The organism is Devosia sp. Soil_C_22 (genome assembly GCF_057657195.1).
Genome location: NZ_JBDGIY010000001.1, coordinates 2,839,090 through 2,854,623, shown reverse-complemented (window position 1 = coordinate 2,854,623; position 15,534 = coordinate 2,839,090). Strand labels below are relative to the sequence as shown.

Annotated in this window: 10 protein-coding genes and 1 pseudogene; 6 read left to right on the top strand and 5 right to left on the bottom strand. The window is 61.0% G+C overall.

The annotated features are described in order from the left end of the window. Positions 1 to 127: 127 nt before the first annotated feature. From AC3A6I_RS13875 to AC3A6I_RS13865, 3 genes and pseudogenes are all read left to right on the top strand, one after another. Positions 128 to 883, top strand: a pseudogene (locus AC3A6I_RS13875) (hypothetical protein); the annotation flags it as partial. Further along, positions 880 to 2,664: a DNA cytosine methyltransferase gene (locus tag AC3A6I_RS13870; protein WP_487544305.1), complete on the top strand. Its 1,785-nt coding sequence runs from the start codon at positions 880 to 882 to the stop codon at positions 2,662 to 2,664. The pseudogene AC3A6I_RS13875 and the gene AC3A6I_RS13870, both read left to right, overlap by 4 nt. Before the next feature lie 31 nt (positions 2,665 to 2,695). Then, on the top strand, positions 2,696 to 3,088 hold the full coding sequence (locus AC3A6I_RS13865; protein WP_487545030.1) for a very short patch repair endonuclease: 393 nt from the start codon (positions 2,696 to 2,698) through the stop codon (positions 3,086 to 3,088). 9 nt (positions 3,089 to 3,097) lie between these two features. Here AC3A6I_RS13865 and AC3A6I_RS13860 read toward each other — a convergent pair whose 3' ends face one another. From AC3A6I_RS13860 to AC3A6I_RS13840, 5 genes are all read right to left on the bottom strand, one after another. Beyond that, the gene (locus AC3A6I_RS13860) at positions 3,098 to 4,147 is read right to left on the bottom strand and encodes a DUF6339 family protein (protein WP_487544304.1); all 1,050 of its coding nucleotides are present in this window, start codon (positions 4,145 to 4,147) and stop codon (positions 3,098 to 3,100) included. A 1-nt stretch (position 4,148) separates the two neighbouring features. Then, positions 4,149 to 5,048 (bottom strand): hypothetical protein, encoded by a 900-nt coding sequence (locus AC3A6I_RS13855; RefSeq protein ID WP_487544303.1) that lies wholly within the window; start codon positions 5,046 to 5,048, stop codon positions 4,149 to 4,151. After that, positions 5,045 to 6,889, bottom strand: a complete 1,845-nt coding sequence (locus AC3A6I_RS13850) for a hypothetical protein (protein ID WP_487544302.1) — start codon at positions 6,887 to 6,889, stop codon at positions 5,045 to 5,047. The genes AC3A6I_RS13855 and AC3A6I_RS13850 overlap by 4 nt, the downstream gene beginning before the upstream one ends. Further along, positions 6,880 to 7,806 carry a PD-(D/E)XK motif protein gene (locus AC3A6I_RS13845; protein ID WP_487545029.1) on the bottom strand — a complete coding sequence of 309 codons (927 nt, stop codon included), beginning with the start codon at positions 7,804 to 7,806 and terminating at the stop codon, positions 6,880 to 6,882. Before AC3A6I_RS13845 ends, AC3A6I_RS13850 begins: the two co-directional genes overlap by 10 nt. A gap of 82 nt (positions 7,807 to 7,888) precedes the next feature. Beyond that, a complete protein-coding gene (locus AC3A6I_RS13840) occupies positions 7,889 to 10,510 on the bottom strand; it encodes a Z1 domain-containing protein (protein ID WP_487544301.1) in 2,622 nt (873 codons plus the stop codon). Positions 10,511 to 10,601: 91 nt separating this feature from the next. Here AC3A6I_RS13840 and AC3A6I_RS13835 point away from each other — a divergent pair, with 91 nt between their 5' ends. From AC3A6I_RS13835 to AC3A6I_RS13825, 3 genes are read left to right on the top strand one after another with little or no spacing between them, the layout of a single operon-like run. Next, positions 10,602 to 12,326 carry an SIR2 family protein gene (locus tag AC3A6I_RS13835; protein WP_487544300.1) on the top strand — a complete coding sequence of 575 codons (1,725 nt, stop codon included), beginning with the start codon at positions 10,602 to 10,604 and terminating at the stop codon, positions 12,324 to 12,326. Next, positions 12,323 to 12,910, top strand: coding sequence for a hypothetical protein (locus AC3A6I_RS13830; RefSeq protein ID WP_487544299.1), 588 nt, complete (start codon positions 12,323 to 12,325; stop codon positions 12,908 to 12,910). The genes AC3A6I_RS13835 and AC3A6I_RS13830 overlap by 4 nt, the downstream gene beginning before the upstream one ends. After that, complete coding sequence (locus AC3A6I_RS13825) at positions 12,907 to 15,345, top strand: AAA family ATPase (RefSeq protein WP_487544298.1); 2,439 nt, start codon at positions 12,907 to 12,909, stop codon at positions 15,343 to 15,345. The genes AC3A6I_RS13830 and AC3A6I_RS13825 overlap by 4 nt, the downstream gene beginning before the upstream one ends. Positions 15,346 to 15,534: the final 189 nt, after the last annotated feature.

The window sequence follows — 15,534 nt, the reverse complement described above, 5'->3', positions numbered from 1 at the left end:
AGGTCACCTTTCGGGCGCCTCATTTCATGTAACGTGGCACGCTAGGATCAGCTACTAAGTCGTTGCTCGCAGTGCTCTTAAACGCCGACCGCAGTGCCTGAGTACCCGGACACACGGGTAGGTGGTCAGCCCTGTTGGCGAGTATCGGCGAATCACCGAGGAAGTGCTTCGGTACATGCCCGACGAGCGGCTCCATCCGCGGCCGGCCGCCGAGGCGGTGCGCTCTTTCCTCATGCTCAGGATCGGACTGCACACCGGCCTGCGGCAGAAGAACCTGCGCGAACTTCGCATCTGTGCGCCCGGCCGCGTGCCAACGTCGGAGCGACACCTTGAGGACATGAAGTGCGGCGAGATGCGCTGGAGCGCTCGCGACCAAGGCTGGGAGATCCTGATCCCGTCGATCGCCTTCAAGAACGCGAACTCATCGTTCTTCGGGCAGAAGCCGTTCAGGCTGATGCTGCCGGACATGGCGCAGCTCTACGAGATGATCGACGCCTATGTGGATCGGCATAGGGCACGCCTGCTGGGCAGCGGCGAGGACCCCGGGACCTTCTTTGTGAAGACCGTGAAGCAGCGCAGCACGACAGCGCGGTACGACCAAACGACGTTCTACGAGGCTTGGCGCTACGTCATTCAGCGGCACGGCATCTACAATCCCTACACTAACCGCGGTGCCATCAACGGGCTGCTGCCGCACGGGCCGCACAACATTCGCGACGTGCTTGCGACCCACATCCTCAAGAAGACCGGCAGCTTCGAGCAGGCGTCATACGCGATCCAAGACACGCCCGAGATGGTAGCCCAGCACTATGGACGCTTCCTGCCGCAAGATAAGTCGGCACTGGCGGCTCAGGTGCTCAACCGGGTCTGGGATGCGACATGACCGGCTCCCACGACTTGAGTGCGCGGCAGATGCAGCAATGTCGCGGCAGAGACTTGAAGTCCCCCGCAACATCCTCCATTCACTCGACCATGGCCAAAACTGTTCCCGTGATCGATCTCTTCGCCGGACCCGGGGGTCTGAGCGAAGGCTTCAGTCGGCATCACAAATGGTCCGGCTCGAACATCGACTTCCGCAGCGTGCTCAGCATTGAAAAGAGCGCCCCGGCTTCCCGCACGCTGACGCTCCGAACCTTCTTCCGCAAGTTCGCCGATCGCGATTTGCCGGCACAGTATTGGGACGTCGTCGCGGGAAGGCTGCCCGAAGCCGCTCTTCACGAGTTTCCCGAGTGGACCGCCGCCGTGGAGGAGGTTTGGATGGCCGAACTGGGAGTTGTTCCAATCTCCGAACTTCACGGGCGAATTGCAGAACGTCTTGGCGAAACGGACGACTGGCTACTGCTGGGAGGACCGCCCTGCCAGGCCTACTCTCTCATGGGTCGCGCTCGAATGACCGGGATCGGCCATCGGGCGCGTTCTGCTTTAGATCCTGAGATCTCTGATCAGGTCCGAGAGGCTCGCCTCGAAGCGTTCGGTAAGGACGTCCGGCACAAACTCTACCAAGAATACCTTCGGATCATCGCGGTTCATCAGCCTGCGGTTTTCGTGATGGAGAACGTGAAGGGCATACTTTCTGCAAAGGTCCCAGGGACCGATGATCTGATGTTCGATCGGATCAGAGCGGACCTCATGGACCCCTGGACGGCACTTACTGAGGATGCCAATCGCGAAGAGCTGGAGCGGCTCGCGAAGCCGGAGCGCCCAAAGTACCACGTGTTCGCGTTCACCTTGGACGGGACGCTTGGCAAGGACGCCGATCTGGCCAACCGGGACTTCCTGATCCGGTCTGAAGATTTCGGCGTGCCTCAGAAGCGACATCGGGTGATTGTCCTCGGCATTCGCCACGGTATCGACGTTGCACCGAAATCTTTGCAGCCATCCGCACATGCGACAGTGAGAGATGCTATCGGGCGACTACCCCGCGTGCGCGGCGGCCCCTCGAGCAAGCGCATTCCAGAGGCCGAATGGAAAGCAGAGCGTGACCTTTTGGCGGCGGAGGCTGCAAAGCTGGCCGAACCAAAGGTTGCTAGGGCCATTCTGAAAGCGATCGAGGAAAATCGGGACATCACGGATCAAGGTGGTCGACTGGTGGCGGCAGAGATCAATTCGGCGGATACTGACCTCGAGCGCTGGCTTCGGTCGGATGATGCTGAGGGAGTCCTGCAGCACGAGCCCCGTGGACATATGCCATCCGACCTTGCTCGCTACCTCTACATGTCAGCATCAGCCGCGGAGCTGAAGCGCAGTCCAAAGCTCGAGGAGTGGCCCAAGGCATTGCTTCCGGCCCATCGAAACGTCGCTTTCAACGTGAAGACCGGACAGGCTGAGGCTTCAGGGTTCAGTGATCGATTCAAGGTCCAGGTATGGGATTCGCCATCCTCAACGGTGACCTCCCACATCGCAAAGGACGGTCACTATTTCATTCATCCAGATGCCGCGCAGAACCGCAGCCTGACAGTCCGAGAGGCCGCAAGGCTACAGACCTTTTCGGATGACTACTTCTTCTGCGGCAATCGCACTGAGGTCTTTACACAGATCGGCAATGCGGTGCCCCCTTATCTGGGCGTGCAATTGGCAGATGTAGTCGCCGAGGTATTCAGGCGAATGGCGCAGCCGGCTGCGGTTCCCGCCAAGGACAGCGAGGTGGTGGAGACCGTTGGCTGACGTTCATACGAAGGAACAACGAAGCCATAACATGTCTCGGATTCGGGGGCAAAACACCGGACCCGAGATGAGGCTTCGGTCAGCGCTGCACGCAATGGGGCTCCGGTTTCGTCTGCACGTATCCAATCTTCCCGGGCGTCCTGACATCGTCTTGCCCAAACACAGGCTGGCCGTGTTCGTACATGGCTGTTTCTGGCATAGGCACGCCGACTGCAAGTACTGCACAGTACCTGCTGCCAATGCCGAATTCTGGAAGGAAAAGTTCTCCAGGAACGTAGAGCGCGACATGGAGAACTCCAACAAGCTCGTCGAAGCCGGCTGGCGCATCTACGTCGCGTGGGAGTGCGACATCAAGCGTTCGCCGACCGCGGTCGCCGAAGCTATCCAGCTATTTGCCATGTCGACTGGCGCCGTCGCGCACTGAACGGCGGCGTTAGTTCTTTTTCCAAAGACTCCATCGCTTCTTAGCTGCCGGTTCCGTGGTCTTGGCCTCGGGGGCAGCGAGGGCATCGCTGATGGGGTTGGTGCCGCTCTGTGAAACGCGAAAATGGCGCAACCTCTCGATCAGATGCTTCAGAGCGTTGCGGTCGCTTTCGGATAGAGGGGAACCAGACTTTAGGCTGTCCAAGGCTGAACGGGACTTTGGCGACAACAGTGCATACTTGGCGGCCTCGGCTTCGATCAGCTCAACGCTCGACAGAAGGTCGGCCGGCGTCGCTGGGCCTTCGGGGACAGCCTCCGTTGTCTCGGGAATCTCCATTGCAGCGTCCATGATTGCCGCCAGTTCGGATTGTGGCAGGGAGCTGAGGGTACGAAGTTCGTTCCATATTCGCGTCCGCAACGCCGCTCGGCGCATCACTGCTTCCATTGCACCACGGCCATGCACCTTCGAGCCGCGGACCCAAGCTTCCGCCAGCGCCGACGCCAATATCGCGTCGCCACCAATGCTGGGGCGTTCTGTTATCTGGACGAGGGCATCTTCGGTGAGCTGATCGACAAGATGCCAACGGTCGGCGTAGCCGACGCCGCGGTCGAGTGCCTGACCTCGCATCCAAAGTCTCTGGAACGTGTTGCGGATGCCACCAAGGTAGCGCTCCGAGGATGTTCCGAAGCGCCAATGAACGATGTCGGGCGCCAGCACGACACCCACGAAGGCCCAGACATCGTCGCGCAGGGCTTCTCCGCTTCCAAGAAGCGGATGGTCCGCCAGCCATGCGGAAGCCGAGGCGTCAAATCCTGCATGGCCCGAGCGGCTACTGCCTTGAGCGCCGAAGCCATGTTGTTCAGCCATCGCAAGCAGCCCCAACCGAAACTCGGCTAGTTCGGCAGCACTGACACGGGACCCGCCCGTTGCGGCAAACCTGGCAGCATCGGGAAGTTCATCTGCGTCGAAACCTGACCATGCCTTCGCGCCGGCGCGGATGAATTCTTCGAGCAACAGTTCTGCAGGTGGTCCTGACAAGCGGGGGAGAAGCTTGACCATGCTAGCTCTCACTCTGCTCGGCTAGAGCCAGGAGCGTGGATCTAAAGGCTCCGGGCCGATTTTCCAGTATTGCCCTGATGTGCGCTACGTCCCTGTTTGGCCAAGCCTCGCGCAGCCAGGCGGAAGCTTGCGCAGCAAGGGTTCCCGGCTCAGAGTTTGCGATCAAGTCGGCAGCAGATGGATCGGAGACCAGCCTCTCGCAGACTTGGCCAATGACATCCCCCAGTATGGCTTGGAGGATGTGCGTATCCTGTGCCTCGATCTTGGACACGAACTCAGGTTCGGCCTCGCTGAGATATAGCCTTATCGCGCCGTGGAAGTCCCGCGTCCAGTCTCGAGGCGACCAGTGCAGATACCAGGGCGCAGATGCAGCAAGAGCATTTCCAAGCAGTCTGGACAGGTCTGCCACCTCGATGGGGAATCGAGGCTCTTCTCCCTCAAGCCGCAGCCGACTGCGATCCTGCCAGAGTCGATCACCGGCCCGAGACGGAGCGAGCTGATCAGCTCGTGCAGGCGGAACGGCCAACACGATCTCGGTGCTGATATCGATCATGGCGGAAAGGCGCTCACCGGTCAGCGCGAACGATAGCTCCACAGTTTCCTGGCCGAGCTCTCTGGCCTCTCGATGAATGATGGTGCGGGGAATGCGCCCCTGACCGGTGCCAACGCGCATCGCAATTGCTAGTCGCAGCTCTTCGCGGGGTATGCCCAGGTCACTGGCGGAAGCCTCAGCATCGAGCGAAACCTGTCGACGAAACCACAGGGTCGATGCCGGATCCCAATCCGGGACGAACTCATCGTGCGTCGTCCAGTCATCGCCGTTGAACGACAACTCCCACGGAGAGGCATTCACCGTGGACTCTCGAAGAGTGAGGAACGGCAAGGCGATTCGGGTGTTCAAGAAGCAGGCTCCGTAAGGACGTCTGCGTCAACGAGAACAGCATAGTCGCCACGCATCCGCACCCCGATTTCGAACAAGCCTTCGTCGCCATCGAGCGCTATGGAATCGGCCCACGCCACCTCACCGTCCTCCATGCGTACAATGTACGCGACTGACGGTTGAAGGCCCAACTCGTCGGTGGCAGCTGCATTGCCGCCCTCAACGGAGACCGATGCGCGCGTGGTGAGAGCAACGCCCGACTGCTGGCTGTCCTGCTGCACTCGCGTTGTGAAGATGGCCAGCGTGCCGTTGTTGTCTCGGGCTAGTCGACTAAATACAGGCTTCGATGCACGTGCGCGAGTTGGCCCACCACCGCCACCACCACCAGCACCGCGCCGTTTTCCGGCACCGTCTCCACCGACGCTCTCAAGCGACGCGCCAAGCCGACCGGCCACGCGGGCGAGAGGGGGAACGGAGGTGCTTGTTAGGCTGGAAGGGGTGCGTCCGGCGCCGCTAATGTCCAGCGCATGTACTTTCAGCCGTTGGAGCGCAACGTTGACGTAGGTCTTCGAATGTCCCCGGGGGAGGTTGTCTGGTATCCAATCGTCGTGCGCAGGCGGCTCTGCATCGGCGAAGGCGCGCTCGATCTCGTCATCATCATTGACCAGAAACACGCCCGCCCATTCAAGCCGCTCGTCGGGCAGAGGGTTACCCTCGAGATACTTCACTACCAGTTCGACCGGTCGCATAAGGGCAATGTGGTGAGAGGCAGCAGGGAGCAGGCTTTCTGTGGCGACTATGGGGCGCCTTGGCGAACGCAGGCCCTTCTCGACCGCGAGACAGCCGAGCTGTCGAATTGGGCGTTGGCTCGCGATGTGCCGCACGTCGTTTCCCGATCCTGACCTGGCTCCGCGCATGGCCTTGGCGAACAGATCAAGCGGCGGCAAGTCGTCGGGCAGGGGTACTGAGAGGCGCGTGCCCTCAGCCTCGATGGAGCAATGGAAGCGTCGGGCGTCCGGAGTGTCGCTCATCATTCGGGGCCAGAAATTCCACAGAAGTGTCTCGATCACTCTTTGGCCGGCGTCCTCGACGGTCTCGCCTTCGGTGTCGAAGTCGAGGATCATGATGGACGTACCTGTTCGGCCGACACCTCTAGGGAGGAAGCCAAGCGCTTCTGCAAGCGCCTCCGCGTCAGCTCCAACCGCAGGGTCTGCAATCCCATCGACTGGATCGGGGACGCCAAACCAATGACGCCCGGTGAAGCGGCGACGCATTCCGGCGTCGGGCAACGCGAACGATGGTCCGATGTGACAGCCCATCAGTCGCCTGGGGGAACCATCAGCTGGCAACGTGTCCACCAGGATCGTGCTGCACCTGCTCACGCGGTAGAGGGCGACCTTGCCGAAGCCGTACGTGCCGCCGCCATGCTGCGTGTCGCGCGGGGTTCCAATGTTCCGCAGGAAGTCGACAAAGTCGGTCCGTTTGGCGTCAAAGGGAATCCTGTCCGCCCTTGTCGGTCCGCCGAGGCCGGTTGTCCCGAAATCGCAGATCTCCATGACGACGGGAGCCGACCGAGACAGGAACGCACTGAGTTGACCCCGAGAATCCGCCTGCGCGGGAAGGTCGGTGAGGACATGTTCCTTGAGGCATCGAATCTGCTCATCGGTCAGGGTTCTGATGCGGATCTCGATCTCGGGGCCGCTACCCAGTTGAGCGGCGTCGGCGATGTTCTGAACGGACTCCCGGACCACGGTCTGCAACGCATCCAACGTTGGTGCTCCGAGCAGGCGACGGAAATTCTCTCCTATGTTTCCCGTGCTTCCATATGGTTCAGAATGCAGGTGCAGCGACGTCAGAGGCATTTTACGAGCTCGTCCTCGATGGACCTCTGCCGCACCTGGTCCCGAAGGCATGAAGACGCTGTCGCAAGATCAACATTATACGCGACGGTGGACACGCCAACGGGCGCCTGACCACCTATCAGCGATGCTGGGACCAAACGCGGAAACTCATCGCTGACCTCATAGAAGGCCTCTGACTCCAGATTGAACTGCTGTCTGTTCCATTGGGCCGAACCCGGATCTTGGCAGCCGGCATCTGCGAACGTGGCCTGGAGCTGACTGGGATCGTCGGCCCTGGAGAGGGCGCGATGGGCAAGAGCGCCGATGGATAGGAGCCCCCCAGCCGAGGGCTCCAACGTCAGGTGGCTTAGGTAGAGACTGCCGCCCGTGTTCGGTTCGAGCTGATTGAGGCCGTGCACGACGATCGTGGACTTCCCTTGCTTGAGCGTCGTCTTGACTTCCAATGATGTCGAGCCGCTTCGAAAGTCGTGTCGGTCTCCAGCGGGGCCCCTCCATGCTCTCCACGCCGCCGAAGATTGGTCTATGAGGCGGTTCAGGATGAGCAGTTCACCGGCCAGCCCAGCCATCCTCTCGATAGTGGGGCCGGTGTTTGCCTGCTCCAGCAGGAGGCTGCGAAAGTCCTCTAATGTTGTCCACGCCGCCTCGAGGCTCGAGAGGCCTTGCTCGACGCGCAAAAGTATCGCGTCGACGACATCCGCGAATGCGCCCTCCAAATGCTTGGCCGTGCACATGATGTCTAGAAAACGAAGCTGCTTTGCGCCTTGGGTCAGATGCGTGACTACGATGCGCAGCGACGGAGCCTCGACGATTGCTCGCACTGGATCACGTTCTCCCAGTGGAAGCAGAACACGGGGCTCACCAATTGGGCCGACAGCCAATCTGACCGGCCCCGCAGGCGAGTTTACATCTGTCCGCACCGTTGGGATCTCGAGATTGTTCGAGGCTGCAACGCCGGCGCGGAGGATGGTCCACCCGTCCGTCGCTGCATAGGCTTGGCCCTCAGAGGACACCAGCAGCCTCCGCCTGAGCCAGTTCTTCGGCCTCAATGTTCTCGATCTCGTCCGCGGACAGCGGACGCAGTTCCACAGATACGTAGTCGCCTCCTTCTGTCACTGAGCCAGGGAATACCACGCCGTAGCCCAGGACATCCGTGACTGCGTCCAAAGCTACTCGTGCGCCACCCTCGGTTTGGGGACGAGAGGTTCGGTCAATCGGATAGAGCAGCAACAGGGGCACCTGAGCGCCCAGCGCTGTGGATCTTGCGCTCTTCAGATCCTCCCATCCCAGATCCGAGGCACCCGCGACTTCGCAATCGAAGACCACGTCCTGCTTCGACATCAGCGCTTTGATGTCCGCAACGGGACTGTCCTTCAGGCGCGCGCGGCGGACCATGTTGACTGTTCCCGCCTTCCCGAGCGGAAGCGTCGACTCATCACCCTTTTCGGCCTCGATAATGCCGACGTTCCATTTCGAGAGGCGCGGATCGCTCTTCGCAATGAAGTCGAGGATGATTCTGCGATCCAGGTCAGCGTGGGAAGGGTGCGCCTGATACTCCTCAAAAAAGCGCGCGATCGACGATTTCGGGACGGCGCGCCACAGCTTCGCAGCACCGGTCTGCCTCAGCCCTAGCGCGTCAGCGCGGCTGACAAGCTCTGCACCGGCCTCCCAGTTGGCATCGAGCAAGACAGAATTTCGATGATCAAACCGGAAGGTCTGGCGATGCGTCCCCCAGAAGCTGATGGCGCACTGGCGAGCCGCCTTCATCTTGTTCGCCGCGGTAATGGCCATTCCGGGGATCGCTCGGATACGAACGGCGATATCCATGGGTGACAGGTCGCGCGCACCGTACTCGGCTATGTCGTCGCGGATCTCCTGCTCGACTGTCGCCATCGACCGGAATTTTGATTGGAGATCCTCCGGCATAGCGATCCTCGGTAAGTCCTCATACTGAGGTCTGTACCCGAACCAGCGTCCCATCTGCAGCAGCGTGTCGTACTGATTAGCGGTTCGAAGGAAGTAGCTCATCATGAGTCCCTCAAGCGTGAGCCCGCGGGCAAGGATCGAACCACCCACGATCACATAGGTCTTCGGGCCCTTGGTGTAATCGATGCGGTCATCGCTCGCACCGTTCTCCACCGCGACCTCCAAGGCGTCCAGCACGTCCGGCAGGAACCCGCGTATCTCCTCCAGATCGATTTTCTGGGCATCGGTGATGTCGCTAGGCAGCCGGCCCTGTTCATCGGCCCAGACGTCGGCGAGTTTTTGACCCAGCTTAGAACTCGCGTCGCGAATGGCATCGTCGTTGACTTCGAGCCAACCGCGTATCAGGGAGGCCAGCCGTTCGTGAGCGGAGACATATGCCGATGTATGTACCAGCATCGACATGTGCTCGTCTGCGTCGCCTCGCGCGCGTCGCACCGCGCAGCAAGCGACGAAATAGAGTAGCGACCGTTCTAGGCTATCCGTCATGGCCGGCTGGAAGGTATTGCGAGCCTGACGCGTGGCTGGTTGCAGCAGCTTCTCATCATCCTCCGGGACAGGGCGGATCATGTCGAGCCCGTCTTCCTCCGGCGTGACGTTGGCGGGGTCAACCGGTGTTCGGCCGAACAACTGCTCGGTGCCGAAATAGCGCTGTGGCCGGGGCAGAGCGGTGATGAAATCGCGCGGATACAGGTCGTCCAGTTCCTGACCCTGCTTACGGTATGGGTCGATGAGGACGTTAGCGAACGGAGTGGCAGTGTAGCCGACGTACGTTGCGGCCGGTAGCATCTGCAAGAGCTCGCGGATGCGCTGGTTGATGGCCGTCATGTTTAGCTCGCCACGGGCCGAGTTAACGCTGCCCTGATCGCACTCGTCGTCGATCACCAGAATTCTCAACCGGTCCAGAGCCGCCGGCAGAGTCCTTTCAACGGCATCGCGGAGTTGTCCCAACGGCGACACGTTCTTCTTGATAACCGCAAGCTGGGCTTTGTCAGTATGAGAGAGGAAGCCGCCCTGGGGAGGAGCCTTGAAGTCCCTATTCTCTTCGTTTGGGGTCAACACCTGCCAATGGAGCGGGTTGCGCTCCACGAGATCCTTGTAAAGCCGCAGTTGGGTCTGGAACCTCAGCTTGTTAGTAAGACCCGCCAGCACGATGATCGTGTTGTAGCCCGCGTCGAGCGCCTTGGAGATCACGCCCGTCATATTAGCAGTTTTGCCTGACTGCACATAGCCCACTACCAAGCCGCGGTTTGAGAATCGCTTCTGCCCTGGATTGCCCAGCAGCGAAACGACTTCGCTGGCAGCTTCGTCGATAGCCTTGACGTCGTCAGGGTGCCAGTCCTTCGCATTGGTCAGATAGTCCTTGACCGCGGGCCAGTGCAGATCAGTCGGCCGCGAGCCGAAGTACCATCGCTCCCGTTTGCGGATGAGCGAGTGCGTGTGCAGTATCTCGATAGAATCAAACTGCTTTGCGACGATGGCCTTTGCCTCGTCAATTTCGCCCGCCAATAGATTCGACAGTCCAATGTTTAGGTTGTCGAGATCCGATTTTACCTCTGCGACCGCTGCCTCAAGGTCCTTCGTCCGAGGCAGTTTCTGCTGAATCTGACGAACAAGCGTCTCTATTTGCGGTCCCGGCAAAGAATCCCCCAATCATTCCTGCGCCAAGCTCCGTGTATCGGACCACGAACGATCTATGGGTTCAAGCCGCCGATACCGTTGAAAAACCGTCATGGTCACAGATAAGGTATTCTTGCTTGGGGGAAGCAAGTTGCCTACTGCGAACGACATTTCCATTTCAGAGACAATAGAGCTCCTCGACGGACCGCTGAGTGCTTTCTCAGGTGGCTTTGCCGATGGGCTGTACGCACTTTGGCTGGGCTCAGCCATTTCAAAGGAGCGTGTGGTTGGCCTCGACGGGGTGTTGGCCAAGCTTCTGGAAAACCTGCGGCAGAGGATCACCGGCTCGACTTGCGTCCACAGGGCGGCCTTGGATCAGATTCTCGATCTTGCCGACTTGGCGGTCGATCAGAGGGCGCAAATCGATCTGACTCAGCCCGTGTCGTCGTGGGCTATCCGTGATGACCTGATCAACCGCCTATGGGGTAAGTATTCGAAGGTCTTGGGAATAGATGTACCTGGGATGCCACTGGATTACCTCTTGTGGGATGTGCTCGACTTCCGCAACACATTCGGGTCCCAGAGGGCAGATGCCGAGCACCTCGCCATCGGTATACTGGTGCTCGAAGGCGTCATCTCTGACCTTGCAACTGCGAACTGGGACGCTCTCCTCGAAGGCGCGATGCTGGAGTTGGGTAGGCCAGATGAAACCTACACTGTTGCCGTGACCGGGGGCGACTTGCGAGGCCCGGCTGGCATCGGGACACTGCACAAGTTCCATGGTTGCGCGAAAAGGGCGATCGAGAACGAGCAGGACTACCGTCCTTTGCTGGTCGCACGCGAACCGATGATCGTGCACTGGGGGCAAAACCCTGACTTTGCTCAGATGCGCGAGCAGTTGCACGCGCTCGTCATTCGAAAACGTACCCTGATGATCGGCCTCTCGGGTCAGGACCCTAATATTCAGCAGCTCTTCGGAGGTACCGGATGGGATTGGGACAGCACGCCGGCCCCGATTATCTTTTCGGCCGAGGAGCTTTCGGCAGGGCAAAAATCTATCCTCGAGGGCGCGTACCCGAACCATTATGAGGCGAACCGCCAGCAAATCTGGGACGACGCAAGATTGCGAGCCTTCTCCAAGCCTCTCCTCTTGGCCCTCGTGCTGAACACTTTGTTTGGCAAGCTCGCGGCCCTTGCTTCCCTAGTCCCGGCGCCGGGCTTGGATGCGGCGGGTCGGCAAAACCTAACGCAAGGGCTCAAGGCGCTGGAGATGGCTGCGGCACGTGCGGGTGACGCCGATCGCTACGGTTGCGCGCGAACCATCGCGGCGCTCGTGGGCAGGGTATCGGAGCAATTGCTCGGCGGGCGAAGCGAACCTGGTCGTCGTCCCTATCTCTCGATTAGCACCAGCAACGCTCGTCTGATGCAGCAGGACCCGGGCGTTCGCTTCGGTGGCCGCCCGGAGGCGGCGGCAGCGCTGGGGCTGATCGGCAAAGGCGTTGAGGATAGCAGGTGGACAGTGGCAATCGGCGACCCTGAGCAGGCGACCTGCGGAGCCGTGACCTTGGTAGCACCTAGCGCCGAGGCGCGTGTGTTCCTTGCCGCCAGTGACGACAATATCAATCAGCTCATCGCGGCGGGTGCATTTGACGAGACCGATGCCGACGTCGTTGTCATGTGCTCGCGCAAGGTCACGCCCCGACAGCAGCGGAGCCCTTCCAAGTCGTGGCGGACAGGCAAGGCGCCGCCGCGCTATGTTAGCGTCAGTGACTTGCTCGAGGGCTCGGCATCGTTTGACGAGGTCCAGAGCAGGTTCAACTCTGAGGTCGGACTATGACGACAGCGGAAACGGTCTTTGATATCCTGACCAAGGAGGGCGGCTACCGGCCGCTCAGCAAGCCGATCAGGATCGGTTCGCAGGCTTTCGATTTCACCCATGTGTTGGTGGCCGGCGAACGGGCCAACGACCTTGTCGTCGTGATCGAACTCACCGGTGCGTCCGAAGACGCACAGGTCACGCGGTCGGTCCTTGCCTTTACCCGTGCGCTGGATGTGTTGGGCTCGAAGCGATCGGTAACCGCCGTTCTGACCTCGGGCCAGGCGGACAACGACCTGGTGAACTCGATCAGTCGCGTCTGCCGCGTGCTGCCGGTCGGGGCACCGATCGGGCCGATGGCGGAAGAAATGGTGCGGGATTGGCTGGCAGTGCTACTGCCGCTGAAGAGCCCGCCGCCGGTCGAGCACCTGGCCGACTGGAAGGGCAACCTCGAGAAGCGGCTGCAAGACACCGATGACGAACAGTCCGTCGGCAGGTTAGTGCGGCTGGCCGAGGGTGGCAAGGAGGCCGTGGAGGCGGCGCTTGCCCTCGAAATCTCAACGCTTGCCGACAAGGTGCTCGAGGACGGAGAGGCGCAGTCATGAACCCGCGCTTGAAGTCGCTCTCGATCCATAATTTCCGTTCGATGCGCGGATCGGTGGTCATTCCGCTCGATGCGCAGGTGGTGCTGGTTCACGGCACTAACGGCATGGGCAAGACCAGCCTGATGTCGGCCATCGAACTGGGTCTCACCGGATCCATCGCACATCTCGAAGAACAGCCGAAGTATCACGACTTCCTCACCCATATCGACACGGCTGGTGGTTCGATCCAACTGGCCGTTGAAGGGATGAATGGTCGTTCGTCCGGGGCCGGCCAGGTTACGTTCGCTCCGGGTTCGTTCGACGCGACGCCGGCACTTAATGCGGCCGATGCCGATTTCTTTGCGGAGCGTTGTTACCTGCCGCAGGCAGTGCTGGGTCGCCTGCTGGACATCTACGATCAGAAAAAGACCACGAACTCGCGGCTGACGGAGTTCGTGAAGGAGTTGCTGCGCCTCGACGCGCTCGACGCCTTGGTGGACGGCCTCGACCATGCGTTCAACGTCACGCGGATACGGAAGCTTGCTCCGGTCTACAAGCAACTGGAAGACGCTCGTGATCTGCTCGACAAGCAGCTCGAGCGCGAAAGGTCGAACGTCGAGACGGCCCGGCAGGCGACAGCCCAGCGCATCGTGCGCCTAAACGAACTGCTGGCCGTTCTAGACTCCACTGCAGCGCCGGTCGACGCCGGTTTCGATGTCGTCGCGCTGCGAGCCCGGGTTGGAGACAGGGACCGAAACCAGACCGAACTCGCGAGCGTCACCCAGCAGGGCTCGGAGGTGAGCTCGTTGCTTAGTCGTCTGGAGCAGACCTCAGAAGGGAGTCCAGACGCCGAGATCGCGTCGTTGGAGCGGGATGCTGCCGCCATCGGGACCGAGTACGAGGCGTGGCTGAACGGTACCGGAGCGCAGATCGCCCAAGCGCTGGACACCCTCCGAGAGTTTCATTCCGAGCTGTCGCCACTCGATAGCGCCAGCGTCGAGGATCAGGTCAGGGATGCGCTGAGATGGTGCGTGGTCGAGGTCGATCGCTGCCAGCGGTTGCTGGATCAGCACGGCACGGCGAGCCAGCAGCTGACGGCAGCTAGAACTACAATCCAGAGGACGACGACGCGCATTGGTGAGATCAACCAAGCTCTCGAGGCGGGCGCGAAGGATGCCCGCACGCTCGCCGCCGCGCTTGCGGGCATCGCACCGCATGTCGAAGGGGACATGTGCCCGGTCTGTAACCGCGACTACGCGGAGCTAGATCGTGGCTCCCTGACCGCACACATTGCGGCCACGATAGCGAACCTTACGTCGGAGGCAGGGCGCCTGCAGGCGCTCTCGACGGAGCGGGCATCGGAGAGCGAGCGGCTGACGACGGCGCGGCGGGATGAGTCGACAGCCGAGCGGCTGGTGCTGCAGCCCGACTCGCTCGTCGATCTGCGCCGACGCCAGTCCGCGATCGCCTCGATCAGGTCGAGGCTTGAACCGCTGCAGGTGGATGCCGCTAACGGGCAGGGCCTCTTCGTGCGCCTCAACGGTGCTCACCGGAGCCTCGCCGCCACGAGACGGGCAGGGCTACAGTCGGCGTCCCTGCTTCCCGAGATCAATGATGCGGTGAAGCGAGCAACCGGCCAGCCGACGACGAACTTTTCGAGCCTGCGAGATGCCCTCGGGGCGGCGACCGAAGCGCTTTCGGGCCGTCTTAGAGCCGTCCAGGCGACACTGTCGTCGCGCGTCTCGGTCGAGACCGAACTCGATCAGTATGCCCGCGAGGCACAGTTGCTGTCGGACCGCGTTGCGCGGGCCACCGAGCTCGAAGGGCGCGTTGCGACGATGAAGGCGACTTTTTCGTCGATTGGAGAGGTCCGGGAGCGGGCGAAGACCATCGCGAACGCGGCAACCCAGGTCCGTTCGGGGATTGTCCGTGACGTTTTCAGCGGGTCGCTCAACAAGGTCTGGCGCGACCTGTTCGTCCGGCTCGCTCCCAATGAGCAGTTCGTTCCTCAGTTCCGGCTTCCCGATCAGGGTGACGGCAAAGTGGAGGCGGTGCTCGAGACGTTCCATCGTTCGGGACAGGCCTCCGGCCCTCCGGGAGCCATGCTTAGCCAGGGTAACCTGAACACTGCGGCTCTCACTCTGTTTCTCGCGTTGAACCTGTCGGTGCCGTCGCAGTTGCCATGGTTGGTGCTTGACGACCCCGTGCAGTCGATGGACGACGTGCACATCGCCCAGTTCGCCGCCCTGTTGCGAACTTTCTCGAAGGGCCTCGGCAAGCAGGTAGTGATAGCGGTGCACGAGCGTGCGCTGTTCGAGTACCTGACGCTTGAACTGAGCCCAGCCTTTGCTGGCGACAGTTTGATCACCGTGGAGATCAGTCGGAATTTCGCTGGCGATGCCGTGGCGGACCCGCACTTCTATGCGTTTGAGGACGATAAGGCTGTAGCTGCCTGAGTCAGGTCCGGCGTCTTCAGGACAAAGGCCTTAGAATCTGGGGGCCTTTGTCTGATCTTATGGGGCTGAGGCTTACTGTTGATAGGCGATGAGGCAAATTGTGACTGTCGATCAAAGGAGCGTTACGCTGGCCTCGACTCTCACAAGGTGGCCGCCCCGCAATCGTCGCATGTTGTGCAGTAGCCGACA